Source organism: Paraflavitalea speifideaquila (genome assembly GCF_032395985.1).
In the GTDB taxonomy this organism is placed as follows: Bacteria; Bacteroidota; Bacteroidia; order Chitinophagales; family Chitinophagaceae; genus Paraflavitalea; species Paraflavitalea speifideaquila.
In genome coordinates this window covers 1707939-1730332 of record NZ_CP135920.1, presented here as the reverse complement: position 1 = coordinate 1730332, position 22394 = coordinate 1707939, and the positions used below count along the sequence as shown (strand labels likewise).

Annotated in this window: 33 protein-coding genes and 1 pseudogene; 16 read left to right on the top strand and 18 right to left on the bottom strand. The window is 46.7% G+C overall.

The window, feature by feature from the left end; genetic code table 11:
• Positions 1 to 76: 76 nt before the first annotated feature.
• From RS881_RS11985 to RS881_RS11970, 4 genes are all read right to left on the bottom strand, one after another.
• On the bottom strand, positions 77 to 754 hold the full coding sequence (locus RS881_RS11985) for an FAD-binding oxidoreductase (protein ID WP_315821286.1): 678 nt from the start codon (positions 752 to 754) through the stop codon (positions 77 to 79).
• A gap of 139 nt (positions 755 to 893) precedes the next feature.
• Positions 894 to 1667 carry a sensor histidine kinase gene (locus RS881_RS11980; protein WP_315821285.1) on the bottom strand — a complete coding sequence of 258 codons (774 nt, stop codon included), beginning with the start codon at positions 1665 to 1667 and terminating at the stop codon, positions 894 to 896.
• A 296-nt stretch (positions 1668 to 1963) separates the two neighbouring features.
• On the bottom strand, positions 1964 to 2473 hold the full coding sequence (locus tag RS881_RS11975; RefSeq protein ID WP_315821284.1) for a molybdopterin-dependent oxidoreductase: 510 nt from the start codon (positions 2471 to 2473) through the stop codon (positions 1964 to 1966).
• Positions 2422 to 2655: a hypothetical protein gene (locus tag RS881_RS11970; RefSeq protein ID WP_315821283.1), complete on the bottom strand. Its 234-nt coding sequence runs from the start codon at positions 2653 to 2655 to the stop codon at positions 2422 to 2424. Before RS881_RS11970 ends, RS881_RS11975 begins: the two co-directional genes overlap by 52 nt.
• Before the next feature lie 197 nt (positions 2656 to 2852).
• Here RS881_RS11970 and RS881_RS11965 point away from each other — a divergent pair, with 197 nt between their 5' ends.
• Positions 2853 to 3188, top strand: a complete 336-nt coding sequence (locus tag RS881_RS11965; protein ID WP_315821282.1) for a hypothetical protein — start codon at positions 2853 to 2855, stop codon at positions 3186 to 3188.
• A 680-nt stretch (positions 3189 to 3868) separates the two neighbouring features.
• Here the strand turns inward: RS881_RS11965 and RS881_RS11960 are convergent.
• From RS881_RS11960 to RS881_RS11945, 4 genes are all read right to left on the bottom strand, one after another.
• Positions 3869 to 4687: an alkaline phosphatase family protein gene (locus RS881_RS11960; protein WP_315821281.1), complete on the bottom strand. Its 819-nt coding sequence runs from the start codon at positions 4685 to 4687 to the stop codon at positions 3869 to 3871.
• Positions 4684 to 4887: an alkaline phosphatase family protein gene (locus tag RS881_RS11955; RefSeq protein ID WP_315821280.1), complete on the bottom strand. Its 204-nt coding sequence runs from the start codon at positions 4885 to 4887 to the stop codon at positions 4684 to 4686. The genes RS881_RS11960 and RS881_RS11955 overlap by 4 nt, the downstream gene beginning before the upstream one ends.
• Entirely contained in the window at positions 4884 to 5066 is a 183-nt protein-coding gene (locus RS881_RS11950; RefSeq protein WP_315821279.1) for a hypothetical protein, read from the bottom strand. Before RS881_RS11950 ends, RS881_RS11955 begins: the two co-directional genes overlap by 4 nt.
• A gap of 164 nt (positions 5067 to 5230) precedes the next feature.
• Positions 5231 to 5839, bottom strand: coding sequence for a tetratricopeptide repeat protein (locus RS881_RS11945; protein ID WP_315821278.1), 609 nt, complete (start codon positions 5837 to 5839; stop codon positions 5231 to 5233).
• A gap of 353 nt (positions 5840 to 6192) precedes the next feature.
• On the opposite strand from RS881_RS11945, the pseudogene pnuC reads away from it, so the two are divergent.
• From pnuC to RS881_RS11910, 6 genes and pseudogenes are all read left to right on the top strand, one after another.
• Positions 6193 to 6848 (top strand): annotated as a pseudogene (pnuC, locus tag RS881_RS59335) (nicotinamide riboside transporter PnuC).
• A gap of 47 nt (positions 6849 to 6895) precedes the next feature.
• Entirely contained in the window at positions 6896 to 8005 is a 1110-nt protein-coding gene (locus RS881_RS11930) for an acyl-CoA dehydrogenase family protein (RefSeq protein ID WP_315821275.1), read from the top strand.
• A gap of 186 nt (positions 8006 to 8191) precedes the next feature.
• Complete coding sequence (locus RS881_RS11925) at positions 8192 to 8371, top strand: hypothetical protein (RefSeq protein WP_315821274.1); 180 nt, start codon at positions 8192 to 8194, stop codon at positions 8369 to 8371.
• A gap of 89 nt (positions 8372 to 8460) precedes the next feature.
• Positions 8461 to 9279 carry a carboxypeptidase regulatory-like domain-containing protein gene (locus RS881_RS11920; RefSeq protein WP_315821273.1) on the top strand — a complete coding sequence of 273 codons (819 nt, stop codon included), beginning with the start codon at positions 8461 to 8463 and terminating at the stop codon, positions 9277 to 9279.
• Between the two features lie 11 nt (positions 9280 to 9290).
• On the top strand, positions 9291 to 11468 hold the full coding sequence (locus RS881_RS11915; protein WP_315821272.1) for an outer membrane beta-barrel protein: 2178 nt from the start codon (positions 9291 to 9293) through the stop codon (positions 11466 to 11468).
• Positions 11408 to 11605: a hypothetical protein gene (locus tag RS881_RS11910; RefSeq protein ID WP_315821271.1), complete on the top strand. Its 198-nt coding sequence runs from the start codon at positions 11408 to 11410 to the stop codon at positions 11603 to 11605. The genes RS881_RS11915 and RS881_RS11910 overlap by 61 nt, the downstream gene beginning before the upstream one ends.
• 33 nt (positions 11606 to 11638) lie before the next feature.
• Here RS881_RS11910 and RS881_RS11905 read toward each other — a convergent pair whose 3' ends face one another.
• Complete coding sequence (locus RS881_RS11905) at positions 11639 to 12040, bottom strand: hypothetical protein (RefSeq protein ID WP_315821270.1); 402 nt, start codon at positions 12038 to 12040, stop codon at positions 11639 to 11641.
• Here RS881_RS11905 and RS881_RS11900 point away from each other — a divergent pair.
• From RS881_RS11900 to RS881_RS11890, 3 genes are all read left to right on the top strand, one after another.
• Complete coding sequence (locus RS881_RS11900; protein WP_315821269.1) at positions 12015 to 12431, top strand: SusD/RagB family nutrient-binding outer membrane lipoprotein; 417 nt, start codon at positions 12015 to 12017, stop codon at positions 12429 to 12431. The genes RS881_RS11905 and RS881_RS11900 overlap by 26 nt on opposite strands.
• A complete protein-coding gene (locus tag RS881_RS11895) occupies positions 12347 to 13168 on the top strand; it encodes a SusD/RagB family nutrient-binding outer membrane lipoprotein (RefSeq protein ID WP_315821268.1) in 822 nt (273 codons plus the stop codon). The genes RS881_RS11900 and RS881_RS11895 overlap by 85 nt, the downstream gene beginning before the upstream one ends.
• Positions 13169 to 13324: 156 nt before the next feature.
• Positions 13325 to 14137, top strand: coding sequence for an ATP-grasp domain-containing protein (locus tag RS881_RS11890; protein WP_315821267.1), 813 nt, complete (start codon positions 13325 to 13327; stop codon positions 14135 to 14137).
• Between the two features lie 50 nt (positions 14138 to 14187).
• On the opposite strand, the gene RS881_RS11885 is transcribed toward RS881_RS11890, so the two are convergent.
• Positions 14188 to 14367 carry a hypothetical protein gene (locus tag RS881_RS11885; protein WP_315821266.1) on the bottom strand — a complete coding sequence of 60 codons (180 nt, stop codon included), beginning with the start codon at positions 14365 to 14367 and terminating at the stop codon, positions 14188 to 14190.
• 104 nt (positions 14368 to 14471) lie between these two features.
• On the opposite strand from RS881_RS11885, the gene RS881_RS11880 reads away from it, so the two are divergent.
• On the top strand, positions 14472 to 14903 hold the full coding sequence (locus RS881_RS11880) for a DUF3788 family protein (RefSeq protein ID WP_315821265.1): 432 nt from the start codon (positions 14472 to 14474) through the stop codon (positions 14901 to 14903).
• A 228-nt stretch (positions 14904 to 15131) separates the two neighbouring features.
• Positions 15132 to 15959: a universal stress protein gene (locus RS881_RS11875; RefSeq protein WP_315821264.1), complete on the top strand. Its 828-nt coding sequence runs from the start codon at positions 15132 to 15134 to the stop codon at positions 15957 to 15959.
• A 326-nt stretch (positions 15960 to 16285) separates the two neighbouring features.
• Here the strand turns inward: RS881_RS11875 and RS881_RS11870 are convergent, their stop codons facing one another.
• The 5 genes from RS881_RS11870 to RS881_RS11850 form a co-directional block, all read right to left on the bottom strand.
• A complete protein-coding gene (locus RS881_RS11870; RefSeq protein WP_315821263.1) occupies positions 16286 to 16429 on the bottom strand; it encodes a hypothetical protein in 144 nt (47 codons plus the stop codon).
• On the bottom strand, positions 16414 to 17172 hold the full coding sequence (locus RS881_RS11865) for an aldo/keto reductase (protein WP_315821262.1): 759 nt from the start codon (positions 17170 to 17172) through the stop codon (positions 16414 to 16416). The genes RS881_RS11870 and RS881_RS11865 overlap by 16 nt, the downstream gene beginning before the upstream one ends.
• A 293-nt stretch (positions 17173 to 17465) precedes the next feature.
• Positions 17466 to 17681: a hypothetical protein gene (locus RS881_RS11860; RefSeq protein ID WP_315821261.1), complete on the bottom strand. Its 216-nt coding sequence runs from the start codon at positions 17679 to 17681 to the stop codon at positions 17466 to 17468.
• A complete protein-coding gene (locus RS881_RS11855; RefSeq protein ID WP_315821260.1) occupies positions 17678 to 18982 on the bottom strand; it encodes a cation:proton antiporter domain-containing protein in 1305 nt (434 codons plus the stop codon). The genes RS881_RS11860 and RS881_RS11855 overlap by 4 nt, the downstream gene beginning before the upstream one ends.
• Positions 18930 to 19256 (bottom strand): cation:proton antiporter domain-containing protein, encoded by a 327-nt coding sequence (locus RS881_RS11850; protein WP_315821259.1) that lies wholly within the window; start codon positions 19254 to 19256, stop codon positions 18930 to 18932. The genes RS881_RS11855 and RS881_RS11850 overlap by 53 nt, the downstream gene beginning before the upstream one ends.
• A 231-nt stretch (positions 19257 to 19487) precedes the next feature.
• Here RS881_RS11850 and RS881_RS11845 point away from each other — a divergent pair, with 231 nt between their 5' ends.
• The 4 genes from RS881_RS11845 (at position 19488) to RS881_RS11830 (ending at position 21166) form a co-directional block, all read left to right on the top strand.
• Positions 19488 to 19808 carry an iron chaperone gene (locus RS881_RS11845; protein WP_315821258.1) on the top strand — a complete coding sequence of 107 codons (321 nt, stop codon included), beginning with the start codon at positions 19488 to 19490 and terminating at the stop codon, positions 19806 to 19808.
• Between the two features lie 268 nt (positions 19809 to 20076).
• Complete coding sequence (locus RS881_RS11840) at positions 20077 to 20601, top strand: hypothetical protein (protein WP_315821257.1); 525 nt, start codon at positions 20077 to 20079, stop codon at positions 20599 to 20601.
• Between the two features lie 167 nt (positions 20602 to 20768).
• Entirely contained in the window at positions 20769 to 20951 is a 183-nt protein-coding gene (locus RS881_RS11835; protein WP_315821256.1) for a cupin domain-containing protein, read from the top strand.
• Positions 20948 to 21166, top strand: coding sequence for a cupin domain-containing protein (locus RS881_RS11830; RefSeq protein ID WP_315821255.1), 219 nt, complete (start codon positions 20948 to 20950; stop codon positions 21164 to 21166). The genes RS881_RS11835 and RS881_RS11830 overlap by 4 nt, the downstream gene beginning before the upstream one ends.
• Before the next feature lie 33 nt (positions 21167 to 21199).
• Here the strand turns inward: RS881_RS11830 and RS881_RS11825 are convergent, their stop codons facing one another.
• The 3 genes from RS881_RS11825 to RS881_RS11815 are packed head-to-tail and all read right to left on the bottom strand — an operon-like array spanning position 21200 to position 22322.
• Positions 21200 to 21841, bottom strand: coding sequence for an MATE family efflux transporter (locus RS881_RS11825; protein ID WP_315821254.1), 642 nt, complete (start codon positions 21839 to 21841; stop codon positions 21200 to 21202).
• Positions 21796 to 22053 carry a hypothetical protein gene (locus tag RS881_RS11820; protein ID WP_315821253.1) on the bottom strand — a complete coding sequence of 86 codons (258 nt, stop codon included), beginning with the start codon at positions 22051 to 22053 and terminating at the stop codon, positions 21796 to 21798. Before RS881_RS11820 ends, RS881_RS11825 begins: the two co-directional genes overlap by 46 nt.
• Entirely contained in the window at positions 22011 to 22322 is a 312-nt protein-coding gene (locus RS881_RS11815) for an MATE family efflux transporter (protein ID WP_315824447.1), read from the bottom strand. Before RS881_RS11815 ends, RS881_RS11820 begins: the two co-directional genes overlap by 43 nt.
• Positions 22323 to 22394: the final 72 nt, after the last annotated feature.

Sequence of the window (22394 nt, the reverse complement as noted above, 5' to 3'; positions counted from 1 at the left end):
GTTTATTATTTCAAGCGGGGTTCAATTGTCTTAGCTATATCTTAAAGCTGATAATAGAACCGTTTCACAACAGTTCCTAAAACTGCTCCCGCACTACTTTATCCTTCGGTACACCTAGTTTCAACAGGGTAGCTTCCAAACCATCCACCATCGCATCAGGTCCACAGAGGTAGAAGTATTGATTAAAATCTGGTACCTTCTCTTTGAGGTAATCCGCATCGATTTTCCGGTTATCATACCGGGTAGTGGTTTGTTGCGTCAGTGTATTGATAAAGTTGCTGCCCAGCATGGCCGTAAACTCATCGCGCAAAATGATATCCCTTTCCGTGCGGTTGGAGAAAATGAGCTGACTGTTTTCGAGTTGATTTGTTTTGTGCAGTTGCCGCAGTATGGCAATAAAAGGGGTAACGCCCGCCCCGCCAGCAATAAAAGTACCAGGCCCTTTATAATGAATGGTGCCCCATACATCGTGCAGCAGCAGCCTATCACCCGGTTGCAGTTTTCCCAGCTCATTGGTCACCCCATTGTGATCCGTATAGATCTTGATCGTAAACTCAAGCGTAGGCCACTCTGCCAAACCGGTGAAAGTAAATGGACGACGCTCATTCTTCCACTCGGGTTTATTGATGCTGATCTCCGTAGCCTGCCCCGGTTGAAAGCTATAACCAGCCGGTTTCTCCAGGGTGAAGCGACGAACATTGTGCGTAACAAATTCAGCCGCCAATATCTTTACCAGGTGTTCTTCTGCTGCCATATAGATTGATTTGTAGAATAATAAATAACTTAAATAATTATGCCACAAAGATAAAAGGCTCAGGCAGGGGAATAGTTGTACATATCACTGCTTTTGTTAGCTGTATTGTGGCTATAATAGCTTTTTTGTGGCACCTCAATCAGTACAGAAGTGCCTTTACCCGGTGTACTGTCAATGAGGATATGACCTTGTATAATAGCAATTCGTTTTTCATATTGCCCAATCCCAGCCCCTTTTCCCCATGGTTCAATACCTGTGCAGCCGGCATAAAACCTTTGCCATTATCACTTACCGTGATCAGCTGTTTACCCGCCTCACATTCCAGTTTCACATCAATGGCAACTGCTTCAGCGTGTTTTACAATATTGTTCAACAGTTCCTGCACAACGCGGAATAAAACCAGTTCGGTTTCAGGCTCGCTTTTGCACCAGCTTTCCGACATATAAAAACGGGTGGTGTATAAACCCGTCTTTTCCAGAAAATGCAACTGGTATTCTATACAGGCAGCCAGGCCCGCTTCATTGATGAAATCCGTATTGAGGGATTTGGCCACATTGCGCAGATCCTGGATGGCCTTGGAAATAAGCTCTTTCGATTCAGTAAGTTTATTTTGCGTCTCTTCCAGCTTACATAAGTCGATCGTATTGATGTTGAGCTTTACAAAGGTGAGCGCCTGCCCTATATTATCATGGATCTCCTGACTAATTTGCTGCAGCGTTTGTTCCTGTAATTCCAATTGGGTTTTGAGCAATTGGTTTTCCAGTTCATTATTGCTTGCGGCTGATGCTACTGGCAGGGATTGCGCCTTGGGTGGCGCTTTGAAATATTTGAGCAGGAGAATAATACAGGCTGTTACACTGATCACAAACAGTGTGGCAGTCAGAAAAACATCAATAATGTTGTTGACGGGCATAGGTGTTTAATAGCTAATACAATCTTTGTGATAACAGAACACCCTGGTACATGAGTGAACAGTACGTAAATTGGGTATGCAGGGCTATTTTCTTAAAAGGGATGGGATAAAAGGAAGGTGGTACTAATGCAGGGCCGCAGAAATTTACTGCTAATATAAGCGGATTATACAATACATACAAACGTAGAACCACGGATTTTACACATTCCTGATGAGCTGGTCAGGGCATCAAGCTAACGGAACTACGAAAAAGGTGCAATTAAATGATCCTGGTCAAGGCTTTACAGCGCAGGCTTTCAACTATAGCGGTCATTGCGCCAGGGATAGGCCGTATTGGAATAGCCGCGCTCTTCCCAAAAGCCCAATACATTGTGTGCCAGGAACTCAATGCGGTGGATCCATTTAGCCCCTTTCCAGGCATAGAGCTGGGGAGTGATCATGCGTACCGGGCCACCATGTTCCTGCGGCAGGGGTTGCCCTTCCACCGTATGCGCCAGCAATACATCGGGCTTCAGCGCTTCTTCCAGCGAAACATTGGTCGTATAATCGTCATAGCCATAACACAAAATATGCGTGGCCGTATCTTTAGCTTGTACATAGGCAGCCAGGTCAAGCAGGCGAACGCCCTTCCAGTTCATATCCAGTTTGGACCAGGTGGTTACGCAATGGAAATCTGAAGTGTCATTGGTTTGCGGTAAGGCCATAAAATCATCCCAGGTTAGTTCAACAGGCTGTTCCACTTCGCCATCCACTATTAGCCGCCATTCATGGAGGGCAATATCCGGCTGGATACCCAGATCCAGCACCGGCCACTTTTTAGTAACGATCTGCCCAATGGGCACTGCCGGCATACCATGCCGGTTGGGGTTTCCGTACCCAGTGGTTTATCATCGGCTACCGAAGGAGTGCCTTTTATCTTTTCCTCAAAACGGGCTTTGAGCTTCATACGGGCTTCTACTACCCTTTTCAGTTTGTCAGAGGCTTCCATGTGCGGATAATTATGACTATAAAATTAATCCAATTTGGGCAGTCCCCAACGCCTGATCCTATTACTGGGGTTGCTCAAATCATGTCTGTAATCCTCCAATTCATGCAGCGGTCCATTCCCCATTCTTCGTGTTTCCTGTTGTTTTGCGCCTGCAATATTCATTCATCTTTTAACAGGAAATGCTATTAAGCCTTTTTATGAAGCAATTTATTACTTCCCTTTTATTTTTTGTACTACTGGCTGGTAACCTGGCTGCTCATCTGCCCAACCAGCCTTGGGCGCCACCTACAGTACCAGCTACCAATATCAGCTTTGGCAGCGGCGCCAGCACTGGCGGCGGGTATTCTGTATACAACAACAATGGCAATACCGTTACAGTAACCGGGATCACCGGCGGCGCTACCTATCATGTAGCCATCTTTGAATACAATGGCAGCACCCAACCCGTTCACATTACCAGCAGTTATCCTACCGCTTCTTTTAGTACCTCCAATCAGTCATATTGTTTTTGTAAAAACTCCATTGAGAGGTAAATCTTCTGCCGTCAGGTAGGATAAATTGCCACTCATTAAACGGCGTCCCATTTGAAAAATTACCGAATAAAACCATTGAGTATCCAGGTTGGTGTATTGCCACAATTCGGCCTCTACACTATCAGGTCTACTATCCATGAAATCTCCGAGCGCAAAGTAGCTGTCTTCGAAAACATTCCGGTACTGATGACCTCCTGATGACCTTACCTGGAACTTTTCGTTCTTTCGCTCTCTAACCCCTTGAAATTCACATCCTATAATCAGGAACTGGCTAATTATCAATCCAATTAGGAACAACTTCCGTTCTTTCGGAATGGCATTTGGCTTTATTGAACAACTATGTATATCACCATTAGAGGCTCTGGATGCAGAAGTTAACCCTATTATCGTATCATTTTGGGGTTCAGGGAACGAAATAAGGACGATTTACCTAAACCACCAATTAAAACAACTACGATATTAATCTCCCTAAATTATAACGCCCCATCCTTTACAGTGTTCAATAGGTCTTCTACAGCGAATACACTACCCGGCTATACAACATCATTTCGTTTGTAAGATACCAGCAGGTACTTTGCCTGCCGGAAAATCCAGCCCCAGCAATAGCGCAATGACCGGCGCTATATCCGTCAGGTTCATTTCATTAATAACAACTCCTTTGGCTATACCGGGACCATACGCTACAAAACCGGTTTGTATCTCTTTGAAATCGGGATAGAATCCATGCGTACCCCCTTGGCAGTTTTTACCACCCCACCCGTGAGGCCACCGCCAATCGTAGTGTTGTTCATACCCGTGATAGCGAAAGCAGCATTAGGGTCGGCGCCTATTTCATCCAATTGCTTACGCTCTATTATTTTAAACAATTGCTTTTGTTCCTGGGGCAAGCTGTTGAGCAGCTGCCGTACCTGGTTAAGCGTTTGTACATCCCCTTTGTCTTTTAAATGGAGAAAGGCCGAACCGCCGGCAGAATGAAATTGCGCTTTCCAATCGTCTTTCTTAATATCTTTTATAATTCCTGCCTGCACCAGCACTACATTGGGCTGAAAGGAGGTTTTAATATCTACAAATCCATGATCGCCCGTTACTATCACCACCGTACTGTCCTGCATACCGGCACGCACCAGCGCTTCTAAAATAGTGCCTATACCCCTATCAGCGCCGGCCACAGCCTTCCTCACCAGGTACCCGTCCCGGCCCTGCTCATGCTCATAGTGATCGGTACAGGCCAGGTGCAAAGCAGTAAATGCAGGTTTATACGTTTTCAGCATATAAGCTCCCATACGGGCCACATTTTCATCCATCACCAGTTCTTCTTTTACCATATTGAAATCGGCCGCTTCCATAACCCCCGTGGCTTTCTCCTGCAACTCCTGCCACAACGTGGCTGGTGTGCTACTGGCTGCCGTAATGGCCCGCCTGTCTGTTTTTAACCTGGGCGACCATACATCAGGTACATTGTAATCAATGGGCCCGCCAACGGTTACAGGCCATATCACATTGGCCGATTTCCTTCCTGCTTTACGTACCGCATCAAAAGCGTGGGTACTTTAATAGCAGTGTAATGAAAATACCACTGGCCGCTGGCGCCATTGGGCTCAAAGGGAGCATTGTAATAAATACCATGTTGCGCGGGCGGCTGGCCGGTAATGATGGTAGTATGGTTGGGATAAGTTACGGAAGGGAACACACTGTTCACCCCCTCGCACATACGCCACTATCCTTCATCATCCGCAGGTTGGGTGTTCCCCACGAAGCATCCATATAAAAATCCGGACGAAATCCATCCACCGTGATCAATACTACATACCTGGTTTGCTGTGCCCAGCCTGTGCAGGCAAAGAGGCTTACTAAAAAGAATAGGGTATATTTTTTCATAAAACCGGCAATTTAGACCAAGTTACTATGAAAGAGAGATGTTTACAATAAGATAATGCGTGTACTATTTACTCTTTTTCTTACCCCATTTTTGTTGCACGTAGGCATAAGCTTTCTTTTCCCTCGGCCGCTGGCAGGATAGCATTATTATAATCCTTGGCCTCCTAGGCGCTCCTGATACGCGACCGCAGAAAGGACATATTCATGGAATCCCTGGCCAATCCAATTTCCAGTAGACTATCAGCTCTATTGAAGTTTTTCAGGTCGATCAGTACTTCCGCCAGCGATACCAGGTTCCTCCCATCGCCAGGCGCCATGGCATAGGCCAGGTCAAGGAACAACAGTGCCGGGTCTTTCAGCTTACTGCGACTAAGCAATGCTCCCAGCCCCCGGTAATAATGCGCTGAACTGGGTTGCAGCCGGATCAGCCGTGCAAAGAACTGCATCGCCAGTTCTGGATCCCTGTTATAATAAAACGTGGCCAGGTAATGATTGGCTGTTATGTTGACAGAATCATTGGCAAACATTCTCCGGTAACATTGCTGGGCTGTTTTTACATGGTCACTCATGTAATACGCATAACCCAGGTAACGCAGCGCCTGCTGATTGGCCGGATCAGCCGACACAATAGGTTGCAGGTAGTCAATGGCTTCATCAAACTGTTGTTCCTGGAAATAATCCAGCACTTTGTTCTTATCAATGGACGAAGGCTGAGCCAGCGCAGTAAGTGCCAGCAACAGACAAATAACGGAGCATAAAACAGGCTTTTGCATATAGGTTGGTACTGATGGATAAAAAGGAAACAGGCGCCGGAATAACCAACGCCCGGCAGGGGGTGTACTACTAAATGGAGGTGAGATTCAAGTGTGGCAGGAATCCATAAAAGAAAACAGCTTTTTTTTTTTTAGCCACTATCTTTGCCCTATTCAACTCAAGGGGTGCCTTGCCGCCGCCAAAAGCGGCCGCTGAAAAACAGGCTGAGATTATACCCATTGAAAGAACTTGCTTCTTTCAGCCACCTGATCCGGATAATACCGGCGTAGGGAAGAGGAATAATACTTACCGGTGCATAACTTATGCACCTGCCTCCCTTTGGGTTCATACAATCATAAATAATCTACCAGGTATGAACTTGTCAGAATGGATAACCCTGCTGAGGCAGCAATTAGCCGAAACACCTTTTATTCAATGGGTCGCACTGGCACTGGGCGTATCAGAAGTGCTTTTTGCCAGGGCCAATAAAATATGGCTGTACCCTACCGGCATAGGAGCTACCAGCCTCTCCATCTTTATTTTATTTGAAGCCGGCTTGTATGCCGAATGCCTGTTGAACGGCTATTATATTGTCATGAGTGTATATGGCTGGTGGTACTGGATCAAAAAAGAAATGAGCCGCCCGTAAAAATTACACGTAGCAGCCGGCAGGAATGGATCACCGTAGCCCTCATTGTAGTACTGGGCTTTGTCTTGTTGTCATTCTTGCTCAAGCAATACACCCCTTCTACCGTTCCTTATTGGGATGCCTGGGTAAGTGCCACCGCCTGGGCAGGTATGTGGTTACTGGCCAAACGGAAATTAGAGAACTGGCTTTTACTCAACTTATCAAATGCCTTTGCCATTCCCTTACTCCTGCACAAGCAGTTGCCATTATATGCCGGCCTCACCCTTTTCCTGTTTATTGTAGCCATTCAGGGATACATCAGGTGGAATAAGCTATTGAAGAAAGAACAAAGCATACAGAACACAGGAGACAGCATACAGCAGGTAGAATACAGCGCTTAGAATACAAAAGACAGAATACTGATTAAAGAATTTAGAAGACTAAATATATGACTACAATAGCCCATCCAGGCAGTGTGATACCGGCTGAATTAACAAATACCATCAGAGAACTGGCGCCTGTGGCAGAAAAACTCGGCAAGTTGCATGACCAGCAATTGGCCATTATATACGACCAGGGTTGGTTCAATTTGTTTGTACCCAAAGTATATGGCGGATTGGAACTTTCCTTACCCGCTGCACTCCGTACAGAAGAAGCATTGGCCTGGACAGATGGCAGTACGGGTTGGACAGTAACCCTGTGCAGCGGTGCCAACTGGTTTGCCGGTTTCCTGGCGCCATCTGCCGTACAGGAAATTTATACCAATAAAAAGGTTTGCCTGGCAGGCAGTGGCCGGCCTTCAGGCATTGCCCAGGTAACACCAGCGGGATACCGTATTACCGGAGAATGGCACTATGCTACCGGTTCTTTGCACGCTACTGCATTTACCGCCAACTGTACAATAGAAAAAGACGGGGTGCTGTTGCAAGATGCCGCAGGAAATCCATTGATACAATCATTTTGGTTTTATCCCCATGAGGTCAATATCATCCAAAACTGGCACTGCATCGGTATGATGGCCACCGCCAGTCATGGTTTTGAAGTGAAAGGAGTAACCGTTCCTGTCAATAGAACATTTATTCTTGAGCCCGGCAAAGCAGTGCTGGAACATCCGGTTTACCATTTCCCTTTTCTACCCTTTGCCGAAGCTACCCTGGCAGTCAACTATTCCGGCATGGCCGTACGGTTCCTCGATCTTTGCCAATCCTTATTTGAAGATAAACTCAATAATCCCCACAATAGCAAACATATCCAGGCACCACTTCGCGAGACCCTGCAGCAGGCAACCGCAGCACTGCAACAGGCCAGAGATGCATTCTATGCAGCCATCGAAACTGCCTGGCAAGCCATGCTTACACAACAGGCGGTTGCTGCTGAGCTACTGCAAGCCATCAGTCATACCAGTCGCCGCCTAGCCACCATTGCCCGGCAACAAGTGGATACCTTGTATCCATTTTGTGGCATTACTGCCGCCAACCCTTCCACTGAGATCAACCAGGTATGGCGCAACCTCCATACTGCCAGTCAACATTCACTGCTGGTATATCCTCAATCATGATGTGTTGGAGTTAGCTATGAGCGGCGAGCTAAAACACCGTAACACAAATACAGTATAACCAAAACGATAATAGTATCTTTAGGCCTGGTATCACCAGGCTTTATTCTTTTATGATCTTCTTGCCAGTTTATGTGGCAAAGCAAATCGTTCGTGCAGCAATCGTACACAAAGTATCGTCTTACTAATATGTACTTACCAACCCCTGGCAACCACTGGAAAATCCATCACCGTAGCAAACGATTGAAAGGCAACCTCGCATCGGGCAGTGTATTGCAGGCCCCCGCTTTAGCGGAAATAATGCTGAACGGCAAGTTCAAAACAACGAAAGGTGCAAATTCAGCAATACAGGTGCAATATGTAGAATAAACGAATCGACAAGTTAAGTTATACAACGACCTAGAGAACCCCTCCCTACTTCATGATATTGTATTTAAACCAAAAACCATCATACAGGTATGCAAAATTGTAACACAAGCAGGCATGCTGATGCCCGGTTAAGAATGAAAAGGTTGCTTCGCGTCATACGACTGACAACCCTTCTACTATTTACAGGGATACTCCATGCGGCTGCACAAAACATTAACGGAACTGTACTCGATGAAAAAAATGCGCCCATTGAAGGCGCTTCCATTGTAATTACGCCCGGCGATAAGGGAACCACCTCCAACAAGGATGGGAAATTCACCTACAGCCAATTAACGCCCGGCACCTACAAGCTGGAAGTTTCTTTTGTGGGATTTGAATCGCAAACAAAAGTGGTTACAGTTGGCAGCGGTACTTCGGCTACCGTAAGTTTCACCTTGAAAATCAGTGACACAAAAACAGAAGCCACCGTAGTAGTCACCGCTTTTGGTGTAACCGCCCAAAAGCGATCACTGGGCTATTCCTTACAGGAGGTGAAAGCACAGGCCATCACCGAATCGCACCAACCCAACCTGGTGAATGCCTTACAAGGTAAGGTAGCCGGTGTGCAGATCACCAATTCGGGTGGCGCTCCCGGAGCATCGTCCATCATGCTCATCCGGGGAGGTACTTCACTAAGTAATAACAACCAGCCCTTGTATGTTATTGATGGTATCCCGATGGATAACAGTACCCAGGTTACACAGGGCACCAACCTGGTGGGCCAATCGGCGCCGGCTTCCAACCGGGCCATTGACCTCAACCCCGAAGATATTGCCAGCGTAACCGTATTGAAAGGCCCTGCCGCTGCAGCCTTGTATGGTTTACGGGCTGCTTCGGGTGCCGTGATCATTACTACAAAAAAGGCGTAGCCGGTAAAGCAGTGATCAGTTATTCCGGTACCGCTTCTTTTGATCATGTGAGCAACCTGCCCGATATGCAAAGCACTTACAAGCAGGGTGAGCAAGGTGTATTTGATCCGGCCTCCACAGGTTCCTGGGGACCTAAATTCAACGCAGGCGAAGCTATTTATGACAACCTGGGCAATTTCTTTAAGTCGGGCTTTACCCAACGGCACGATATCTCTTTCAGTGGCGGCAATGACCGTACCACCTTCTATGCCTCAGGTTCTTACTTCGATCAGGATGGTATTGTAAAGAAAACCGATTTCAACCGCAAATCATTCCGGGTGGCAGCAGATACCCGCATCAGCGATAAATTCAAAGTAGGCGGTAGCGCCAACTATGCCCGCACCGACCGGCGTTATGTATTACAAGGTAAAGGAGTGGCCGATGGCTCTACCTCCAATACCGGTGGTGGAGGTACCATGCTGGCAGTCATGTTCTGGCCCAAAAATGATGACATGCGCAATTACCTCAAGCCAAATGGTACACAAAGAACCATTACTGGTACCGACAATCCTTATTGGGGTATTGAGAACAACCCGATCAATGATAAAGTCGACCGGTTCATTTTTGTAGGTAATGCCATCTATGATCCCTTCAGGTTCTTAAACATTACCTACCGCCTGGGTACGGACTTTTACACAGATAACTTTTCCAGTATCCGTGCTGTCGGAACAACTATCCTTGGGGAAGAAAAGGGAGCCCTCTCACAAAATACCCGCAATAGCCAGATATCCACTTCTACTTTGCTGGTAACAGGAAAACACGCCATTAATGATATAAATCTAAGTCTTACCCTCGGTAATAATATTGAAGATTACAGGTCTCAAACCCAATACTGGTATGGCCGTAATTTTATCGATCCTACCTTCCCCAGCATCAACAATGTGAATCCAGGCGACCGAACTATCTCACAAACCATTGAGCGACGCAGGATCTTAGGTTTGTTTGGCGATTTCAATGCCGACTGGAAAGGCATTGTTTACCTCAATGTACGCGGTAGAAATGATTGGTCTTCTACCCTGCCGGTAAACGCCCGCTCTTTCTTTTATCCTGCCTTCAGCACCTCCGTGGTAGTAACCGATCTGCTGGATGAACTGGGCGTGAAAGCCACCGGCAAGCTACTATCCTATGGTAAGATCAGGGCTTCCTGGGCACGGGTAGGTAAGGATGCCCCATCGCATGTATTGAATACCACCTTAGCAAACGTCACCAATACATTTACCATCAACCCACGTGGGTTTATCCTGAACTCCAATAGTTTTTTTGGTAACCCTTCCCTTCGACCCGAATTTACCAACTCATTGGAATTAGGCGCTGAGGCAAGGTTCCTTGACAACCGCCTGGGATTTGACTTTACGTATTACAGAACAGTCTCTGACGATCAGATACTTCTCACACGGACACCCCCTTCATCAGGTTCATTCCTGGCCTACCTGAATGGAGGTTCCATCAAGAATACAGGGGTGGAATTGATGATCAATGGTACCCCCATCAAACAAAAGGATTTTACCTGGCAGGTAGACCTCAACCTGGCCAAAAATACCGCTACAGTTGAATCATTACCCGGCGCATTGGACCGTGTTGAATTGTCCGATGCCTGGGCCGCCGGCAATGTGGCGCAGGGTGCTGCCTTCTTGCGTGGTAGCTTATTTGGCATCAATGGTAATGTGTGGAAACGCAATGCAGCAGGTCAATTATTATTGGCCAATAATGGTTATCCGCAAGTACAATCCACCAACCAGAATATTGGCGACCGTAACCCCGATTGGGTGGGTGGCATCACCAATACCTTCACCTATAAGCAATTCTCACTGGCCTTTATGTGGGATGTGCGCATTGGCGGAGACATTTACAATGCCACCGAAAACTACCTCGTACGGGCAGGCTTAAGTACTAAAACACTCAACCGGGGCAGCTCTATGGTATTTGACGGTATTATAGAATCCAGCGGCGCCAAGAATACCCAATCCGTAGTACTGGATCAGAATTTTTATCAAACCTTGTATCCTTTTATCGGTTACGATTTTGTGGAAGATGGTTCCTGGTACCGCATGCGGTATGCCACACTTAATTATACCCTTCCCAAAAACTGTTGGGCAAAACGCCTTTTACCAATGCCATCGTATCCGTTACCGGCCGCAACCTTATCCTGATCACCAATTATTCGGGTGTTGATCCGGAAGTATCAGGTAGTGGCGCCGGTGTTGGAGGCAGTGGCTCCTTTGGTTTTGATAACCTGGGTATACCCGCTACCCGCGGCGTGGACATCAGTTTGAAAATAACACTCTAAAACTACCGATTATGAAAAGTATAAAAACCAAGCTCAATTATACCATACTGGCCATGGCCTTATTAACGGCCAGCTCCTGCAAAAATACCTGGATGTAAACAAAGATCCCAATAACCCCAGCGCATTGCCGGCCCATAACCGGTTGGTGGGCGCCATCACCACCACCAATGGCGCTTCCATGTGGCGGGGCGAACGGGAAATAGCGGGGTAACCCAATACGGCGTCACCAAATTGCTCACAGGTACCAACCGCAATGCAGAAACCTGGCGCTTCACCGCCAGCTACTTCTTCTGGCAAAATGTTTATGTATTTACCATGCCCAATTGTATGGACCTGATCGTGCTGGGCAAAAGAAAACAACCTGCATTTTGCAGGAGCCGGGCAGGTATTACTGGCCATCAACCTGGGTATGCTGGCCGACCAATATGGCTCCATCGTAGCCCGCGATTTTTATGATGGCAATGCACAGATCAACCTCCTGCCAAAAATGGACGATGGGCCCACCGTTTATCGCTATATTGATTCACTGCTGGCAGATGCTGTTACCAAGTTTGATGGCGTCAATACCACGCCCCTGAATTTCAGTGGTGGTGACATTATGTACCAGGGCGATGTGAACAAATGGAAACGCCTGGCCTGGAGCTTACGGGCAAGGTATATGAACCACCTGTCTAAAAAGGCAGCCAGTACAACAGCGCCAACATCATTGCTGCTTGTAACAATGCTTTCAATGCAGATGGCATGGATGCCCAGTTTGCCTATATTGCCGGAGCCCAGCAAACAGATGAAAACCCCTGGTCGAGCTGGGGAGGTTTTACAGACCTGACCAATCCCAGGTATTTTACCTGGTCGCAGTTCTTTGTCAACATCCTCACTAAATTCCCGGTTACAGAAACCAGTTACCAGGACCCCCGCATCAGCCGCATCATGAAGCCCGCTACTTCCGATGGGCAATACCGTGGCTTGAGGTCCGGCGCAGGACTGGCAGGTGGCATGGATGGCAGTGGCACCTTTACCAATGAAGCCGACTATGGGCCCTTTAGTAAGAGTGGCTATTATACCAATACCATTTCACCTTTCCCTTTTATCACCTATTCTGAGGTGAAGCTGATACAGGCAGAAGCCAGCTTACGGGCAGGCAGCAAACCCGATGCATTGGCTGCTTACCGCGAAGGCGTCACCGCCAATATGCGCAAGCTGGGTGTTACCACCGCCGAGATCAATACCTACTGGACTGCCCAGGATGCCGATGGGCTAAGTACCCATTTTGACAACCTCACACAGGGGCTAAGCCATATCATGCGGCAGAAATACATTACACAATGTCTCAACCCCGAAACCTGGGTTGATATGCGGCGTATGGATTTCAGTACAGCCATCTACGGCCCTTCACTGAGAAGACCAGCCAATATCAACAATGTGATATTCGACGTAGCCAATCCCAATCAATGGATACGGGCCATGATCTATGAAACGAATGAACAAAACCGCAATCCACAAGCAGTAGGTGATAATTCGGAGAAATACCGGTTACTGACACCACTGTGGTGGGATACCCCATAGGATATTGCAACCGCGATCTATTCGATTGTGAGGATGGGTAAGTGGAAATAACTTTTAGTGGGCAGAATATCCAAGGGAGAGAGGGTGTATCGGGTACGATACATCCTTTTTCATTTGAGTTGCTGATGAAGACACGCTAACCCCTATTTTTGATCAATGGAACAGGCTACCAATACCGTGCAATGGATCGTCCAAAAGAATGTAACCAACCCCAACGATTTAGATGGATTAAGGGAGGCATGTAAGCTTATCAATGTGAATTGTATAGAGGTAAATATTATTCCTTTTACGGATGAATTACCAGCCTTTGAAATAAAGCCTTGCAACGTTTATTACGGATCAACCACTTTTACGGGCCTTATCCATGAGCGTGTGCAAGACAGAAAAGGGTTATTTTTTGACCCGGTGGCTTTTTCAATGGAAAACTATATTGAACACTGGGGTAAGCATATGCTCAATTTTGAAGCCTCGATCATCACCTTTAAGGAACTTATGGAGCGTGATCATGATAGTGAAAAAATGTTATTTATCAGGCCCAATAACGATGACAAATCATTTTCAGGAGAAGTGAGAAAATTCAGTGAGATAGCAGGCTGGTACCAGCAACTGGCGTCGATAGAGAATTTGAACCTGAACCTGGATACAAGAATCGTTGTATCAGAGCCCTATAATATACAATACGAGTGGCGCCTTTGGATAGTGAATAAGCAAATAATTGCGGCATCGAAATACCGGGAATACTTTAAGCTAACCAAAGAAGCCGGTTGCCCGACCGCTGTGAAAACGTTCGCAGAAGACAGATGCAAGGAATATACCCCGCACGATATTTTTGTAATGGATATCTGCCTTTGCGGAGATGCCTATTATATTGTTGAATGTGGCTGTATGAATGGCGCCGGCTTTTATCATGCGGACATTTCTGCCATTGTAGCGTCTGTAACAGCTTACTTTAGAAAGAACTGTCAATAATTTTACTGATAAGCTTAAGCCTTCTTCTTTTCCTGCGGCTTTTGCAGGGTTCATCCCAGATCCGCCAGAAAATCGGGTTGATTGCAGGTGAGTCGGCCGGTTAATTTCCATTCAACACCCGGTTGTATCACTTTCATCAGGAAATGATTCCAACCCTGGTGCAGTTTGAAGTACATAAGCCTTGGCCCTTCCATTGGTGTAGGATCCCTGTCAATCGACAACCTGATCATTCTCAGGTTTAGCCCGAAAATTTTCCAAATCAACAGTATTTATGCAACGAGTTCACACTATAAGCTATCATTCATCCGTTACATAATTCCTTAAACCCATTAGCTTGTACACCAGTATCTACACTGACCAGGCCAAAAAGCCTGTGCATAAACTATTCCGGGATGCCCTGGATAGGACTTATGATCAATGGTCAGACATTAGAGATTATGTGTTTCAAAACAGGCCGGGGACAGAGGAATTGTGGTACTTCAACAGCAAGGTAGGTTGGCATATTCGCCTGAGATATCATAAACGGGTGATCGTATACTCCATCCCCTGCGATCAGTATTTCGTAATCCTGCTGGTATTGGGCGAAAAAGCAGTAGGAGAAGCCCTGGACAGCAGTATTTCATCAGCTACCAAAACAATCATCCAGCAATCAGCGGCACACACAGAAGGGAGAGGTTGCTATTTTGTTGTCAACGAACAAGACGCCGGGATAGACTACCTCATCAAAGACCTGAAAAAACTCCTGGCCATCAAACTCTTTCTATAAAATCCTTTCAGGCGCCCCATCATAAGAATAGTGTTTACAACAAATTACGCAATATGTTCTTGTAATCGAACTATCCATGGTCAGGATGGAATATGCGTGTAAACCTGGAGCGTTTTTATAAAATGGAGCAAATGGGGGCAGCCGCCTGATGCTTATCAAGGCTATTATTGAGTAAACTCAGTACCAAACGGTGGCAGGTGTAGTATCTTTGATGAAAATCCAGGAGATATGAAAACACTTTTCGTTGCTACCGATTTCTCCAATGCAGCTCACAATGCTTTATTATATGCCCTGGCCATGGCCAAACCCTTCGGCGCAAAGGTCATCCTATTTCATGCTTACCAGGTGCAGGTGCTGGCTGGGGTAGATACAGCAATGCTTGTAGCTGAAACCGACACGAAGAAAGTAGTGGAAGACCGGCTGCGGCAGCACCTCCTGGCCATTAATGAAAGTGAAGTTGATATTGAACTATTATATGGTGAAGGACCCGCTGCAAGGACCATCCTGGAAACCGCTGTAGCGCAAGGAGCTGATATGATCATCAGCGGCATGAAAAACCATGGCAAAACCTTCCGGCAATTCTTTGGCAGTACAGTTACAGAATTGGCACAAGCCTCCACACTACCCCTCATTGTAGTACCCGAAACAGCCAGTTATCGACCTCCCCATAAAATAGCCCTGGCCAGTGATATAGCACCTGAAACGGATTCACGAACACTGGACAGCCTGGCTACCATTGGCGAACGTTTTCATTCTAAACTATACATTGTACGCGTGATCAGAGACCGGTTTGAAGAAGTTTATGAATTATTGCACCGGCCTGCTAAGCTAAACCGCCTGCCCAATACACTCGAAACAGAATATACCTATACACAAAACAAGAGCGTACCAGAAGCGCTGGATTTCTTTATCCATGCAGCGCAGATCAATCTGCTGGCTATGGTGCCACATAAACATACCCTCCTGGAAAAATGGTTCTTCAAAAGCAATACAAAGGCCATGATCTTTAAAAGTGATATACCATTACTGATATTGCCGGAGGGAGAACGTAAATAAATATCGTTTACTTATGCATACTTCTGTCAGGTTGTACTTGTCGAAGGGTGGGTCGCCCTCCCTAGGGCGGCTCACCCTGGCCTAAAGGAGCCTGTCGAAACCGTCTTCTAAAACTAACATTTTCACTGTCTACCTTTCAACAAGCTCAAGGTGACAGGTTAAGTAAACGTCATTGTTGTTGATTAAAAAAGTCTCCCATTGCGGGGAGACTTTTTACTTGGACATTGATATGTGGTATTAGCAAAAACAGTTGAATGGCTGCTTTGTAAACGCAGCACTTTTTAAAGACCCGCCCGCCCACAGGCGAGCCACTCACCACTAGCCTATCATACACCCCTGGAGGCATTGTACAATTCGTACCAATCCTGGTTGTCCAGGTCGATGTTAAAAGCATTTGCAATATTGCGGATCCTTTGTTCACTGGTAGTACCAATAAGCGGCAATGCCCCCAACTTTACCAGCCAGGCCACGGCGATCGACTCCTGGTCGGCCCCGTATTTTTACCAATCTCCTGCAGTTTGGCGCGTACCCGTACGGCCTGTTCAGACTGGCCATTGGCAATTTGCCCCGCAGCCAAAGGCGCCGAAGCCAGGGGACGCATGTAACGTTGCTTGCTGTAATCTACCTGCCCATTATCAAGGGCAGTCGTATTTAATAAGTTCAGCTCCACATGATTCGTTACCAGGGGCGTTTTAAGAAGAGCCGCCAATAACTGGTGCTGGAAAACAGAAAAATTCACCACACCAATATTCTTCACCTTGCCCGATTCTTTGAGACGTTGGAGCGTAAGGGCCGTTTCTTCCAGGTTAGATATGGGATCGAGGTTATTGAGCAGGAAAATATCTATATAGTCAGTCCTAAGTTTCTTCAAAGAACTTTCCACACTTTTCAGGATATGGTCTTTGGAAGTATCGCAATAGCGCACGCGCACATCAGGGCGTGAAGCGTGTGGTTCCAGTATACCGCATTTGGTAAAGATGACCAGGTCTTCTCTTTTAATAGAACCCTGTGTGATCACATGGCCAAAGAGCTCTTCACAAGCATAGCCGCCATAAATATCGGCATGATCAAAAGTATTGATACCCAGTTCGAGGCACAGGTGGATCGTTTTCTCCATGGCCTTTTCCTTGTTGTCAACTTCCTGCCACCGGTAAAAACCATAAATAGCCGGTGATACCTTGGGGCCTGCGTCACTTAAATAGATCTTTTTCATGTTGTTTAATACAGGTTAAAATGGATACGTATCAGGATGAAAGATAGTAATTTTCTATCAATTTAGTAGGGAATGGGGATGCCCCTCTAATTGCTTACAACTAACTACTGGCTTTTTCTACGCCATCGCCAGCCGGAAAACTGGCCCCTGTATAGGTTGCATCAGCGTTAGACCTTGCATTGATCATTTCGGCCGAAAGATCGTCCGCTGTCAAACCACCAGTGGCGGGGCCACCCCGGCAGGCAGTTCATGAAAAGGTTCCTGCACTACCCCGTCGGCTTGTACCAGCCTGATCAATTCTTCCATATTACGGCGGGCAGCACTGATGTATTCCTCATCATTGCGGATGGTGGACAGGTATTTGAGCGCCTTTTCATCATGCGTAAAAATGTCTTGGCGGCACGGTCCGCAATATCGGCTGTATACCCCAATATTTTCAACACATCTACACCCACCCGCAGGCTGGTATCGAGGGTTTCGCGGTAAATATGCAGCATCCCCGCATTCATAAGGTCGTAGGCATCGTACCGATTGGACGACCGGACCAACATTTGCAGGTTGGGAAAATGTTTTTAATGGTATCAATTACCTCCAACCTCTTCTTTCCATCGCCTATGGCGATCACGATGAGCTTAGCCTTATGGGCCCCGGCTATTTCCAGCAGGTTATGCCGGCTGGCATCGCCATAATATACTTTGTACCCAATGCGGCGCAGCCAGTCAACATTGTCGCTATCCGTATCGAGGATCGTAGTACTGATTTTATTGGCCCGCAAAAAACGGCCTATCGTATTGCCAAAATGGCCATAACCGGCAATGATCACGGGATTGTTCTCTTCCTGTACATCACTTTCACGTACCTGGAGGGTGGCGGCTGTAACGGCACACAAGCGGGGCACGATCCATTTTTCATTCACCATCATCACCAACGGGGTAAGGGCCATACTTAGGGCCACTACCGCCATCATGATATCCGTCAGTTCTTTGGAGAGGATACCGCCCTGTGAAGAAAAACTGATGAGCACAAAGGCAAATTCACCGATCTGGCTAAGACCAACAGCAAAGATGAAATTCTGCGCAGTACTCATGCGAAATGACTTCCCTACCACAAACAGTATCGCCATTTTAAGCAAAAGCACAGCCAATACCAACCCCAATATGAGGAAAGGATGGGGTAATATGAGTCCAAAATTGATGGAAGCGCCCACAGCAATGAAGAAGAGGCCGAGGAGCAATCCTTTGAAAGGGTCAATATCACTTTCCAGTTCATGGCGGTATTCACTGTTGGCCAATACCACCCCCGCCAGGAAGGTGCCCAGGGCCGGACTTAGGCCTACTGAGGTCATCAATACTGCAATGCCCACCACCAGCAACAACGCAGTGGCAGTAAACATTTCGCGCATCCCTGTTTTGGCAATCAGCCTGAACAAAGGACGCATCAGGTAGCGCCCCGCTACAATGATAAACAATACAGAACCCAGGGTCATGAGCGTTTGGGCCCAGGCAGGCAGTTCACCTACCCATCCATTGTTGTGGGCAACTGCGTGGCTACCGCTACTGTCGCCACTATTGACAGCCAGCAGGGGAAATAAGGCCAGCATGGGGATCACAGCTATATCCTGGAAAAGGAGTACAGAAAAAGAGCTTTGACCTGCGGCAGTTTGCATCAATCCTTTCTCTTGCAAAGACTGTAATACAATGGCAGTAGAGGAAAGAGAAACGATCATGCCCAGGGCCAGGGCTTCGCGCCAACTGACATTAAACAGCATCGTAATACCAGCCACTACAATGGCCGTAAGCACTACCTGCATACCCCCATGCCCAGGATGGAGCGACGGAGGCGCCAAAGGCGGAAGGTTCCAGCTCCAGGCCGATCACAAACAACATCATGACGACACCAAACTCGGCAAAATGCATGAGGTCCTCCCCTTCTTTACCAATGAGTTTCAGACAGGCGGGACCAATAATAATACCCGCAATGAGGTAACCCAATACAGAGCCCAGCCCCAATCGCTTTGCGATGGGAACCATAATAACTGCCGATGCGAGGTAAAGCATGGCCTGGAAGAAAAATGAATCTTGCATAGTCGTGATTGCAAATTTAGGTTACCCGGACCGGTTCTCCATACGAAGGCTATTTACATAGTACAGCCTGGCAGACTTAGCCCCGGCCAGATGTTACCCGTTGATTTACTGTGGGTTTTGCAGGTGGTAAGGAATTGTCGCAAGAGACCCTTATTTTGTCGCTTCTACCCTGCCGGCAAACCGGCACAAGCAGTAAATTTGTATCATTACCTTACACTCAAAAGTTGACTTATGGCTTCCAGTATGAAAAGCGCCCCTGCCCCGGATATTGATGCCTATATTGCCGGCTTTCCAAAAGAGGTACAAGCTGTATTACAACAGATCCGCACCACCGTCCGGGCCGCTGCACCTGCTGCACAGGAAGACATCAAATATGCAATGCCCGCATTTATACTCAACGGGCACCTGGCACTATTTGCCGCCTTCAAAAATCATATCGGTTTCTTCCCCGCGCCTACCGGTGTAAAAAGCTTTGAAAATGACCTGGCAGCCTACAAAACGGGCAGGGGGTCCGTCCACTTTCCCTCAACAAACCCATGCCATTGGACCTGATCACTAAAATTGTCAAGTACTATATTAAAAGGAATGCAGCAGCCGCGAAAGAGAAAGCAAAAGCCAAATAATAATCTTCTCCCATAATCTACAAGGCCCATGTTTCTCTGATGGAATATGCCAGGTGGAACTTTCATGAGTCATGATAATTTACCACACCAGTCAATTACCTGGATACCGGTAGTTTGGAATAACGATTTCCAAGGATTGTTACCAAGCTGTCCGCCCTATATTTTTGCGGGAAATTTTTCCTTTTTAAAACGAAGTCATGAAAAAAATTGGTGTATTAGCTGGTACTTTATTATTTTCAATAGTTCTGTTCGCTCAGAATGGAGCCTATTCCAAAGGTGATAAATTGTTGAATATTGGCCTGGGTCTTAATTCTTATTACAGTGGTGGTATTCCTTTTGGCGCTTCTTTTGAAGTGGGCATAACAGATGACATCAGTGTGGGTGCTAATTTTGACTACCTCTCCCATAAGTATAAAGGGTTAGGTGATTACAAATTCACGGCCTTGTATTTCGGAGCAAGAGGATCCTACCATTTCAACACCTTATTGAATATCGAAAATAACAAGTTCGATGTGTATGCCGGCGCTACACTTGGATACCGCACTTTCAGCTGGAAGGATGGTTATTCCGGAACAGGACTTAAATCCAGCTATGGCAGCGGCTTATACCTGGGTATCCTGGCTGGTGGTAAATATTATTTTTCTGACAAAATCGGAGCTTTTGTTGAGCTCGGCGCCATTGGGTCTACCAATGCCCGTATCGGCGTTGCCTTCAAGTTCTAATTTAACTTATTTATTGATGAATGCCTGCAAGCCTATGCTTGCAGGCATTTTTATTTATACTAAGAAGTACTGACCCAAATAGCCAGGGCCCCATTGATTTAAACCAGCTTATGAAATACATTTTTTAACTTTAGCTAATCTCATCAGATAAGTTTAAAGCATTCATAATGGACATTACAAGAATAGGTTCTAAGCCTTCCGGCAAAGGCCCGGGCGACTGGTTTACTGGAAATGTACGTATTGACCCATTGTTTGATGCCAATGAGGCAAGGCGCGCAGCAGCAGCCAATGTAACCTTTGAGCCAGGGGCAGAACGGCCTGGCACACCCATCCGCTTGGGCAAACGTTGATCATTACTGCCGGCTGTGGTTGGGTACAACAGGAAGGAGGGCCCATTGAGGAGGTACATCCTGGCGATGTAATATGGTTTCCACCAAATAAAAGACATTGGCATGGCGCTACCGCCACCTGTGGAATGACGCATATAGCTATACAGGAAAACCTGGATGGAAAAGTGGTAGAGTGGATGGAAAAAGTGAGTGATGAGCAATACGGCGCCCTGTAAAAATTGCTTAGACCGTAATCGTTAAATCCTCCTCTATGGAATCAGGTTGCTTTTACGCGCCATCTTCCGGAAACGCAGGATCAGAAAACCCGAAGCGAATGTAAGGCCTGTAATAAGCCCCAGCCAGATGCCTGGCGCCCCAAGATCAAAATGAAAAGCAAACAGGTAACCCACAGGGATACCGATCACCCAATACGCAATGGTTATAAAAATAGTAGGCGCTTTTACGTCTTTAATACCACGCAACAAGCCTGCACTGATCGCCTGCGTACTGTCGGATATCTGGAAGACCGCAGCAAACAACAACAGCAATCCTGCCAGTTTTACTACCTCCACATCGTTATTGAAGAATTGAGGTAACACATTGCGCAGCACGGAGAAAATGATGGCGCAAAAGATGCCATAACCCAGGGCTGTAAAGATCGTGCTCTTACCAATGACCCGGATTAACGGCCAGTCTTCCCGTCCGTACGCATTACTCACGCGTATGGACCCAGCTTGTGCTAACCCCATTGATACCATAAAGGTAAAAGAAGCAAGACTGAGTGCAATTTGATGTGCTGCCAGTGTAACGGCGCCGAGGGTTCCGATAATGATGCTGGAAACAGCAAATGCACCGGCCTCCATACCTAATTGCAGACTGCTGGCAGTACCGATATGCAATAGTTCGCCCATCGTCTTTTACTTAGCTTCCACTGGCTTTTACTAACGGCTATATATTTTCTAAAAGTCCGGTGCTTTAGTATAATGATGCCCAGTACAATAAATATGAGTGTCCGGGTGATGAGCGTAGCCCACCCCGCTCCTATTAGTTCCAGGCGTGGAAATCCTGCATTGCCATAGATCAACAACCAGTTGAGCAATACATTGACAGGAAGGGCAGACAAGGACAGCAGCATAGCTGTTTTGGTAAACTCAACCCGTCAGTAAACTGTTTGAGTGTCATGAATAGCAACATGGGGATCAGTGAGAAACTCATGAGCTGCATAAAAGGGATGGCCAGCTGCACGACCTCCGGATCCTGCCCAAGATGGTATAAGATATTTTTTCCGAATACGAGGCCTAAAGAAATAATGATCGCGAAAACCGCGCAAAGGATGAATCCATTGAAAAAATAATGGGAAACCTGCTTTGAATCGTACCGCCCATTGGCCATGGATACCATCTGCGATACCGCGATGGTCATGCCAATTCAAATACAAAGGGGATATTCACCGTGGCCAGCACC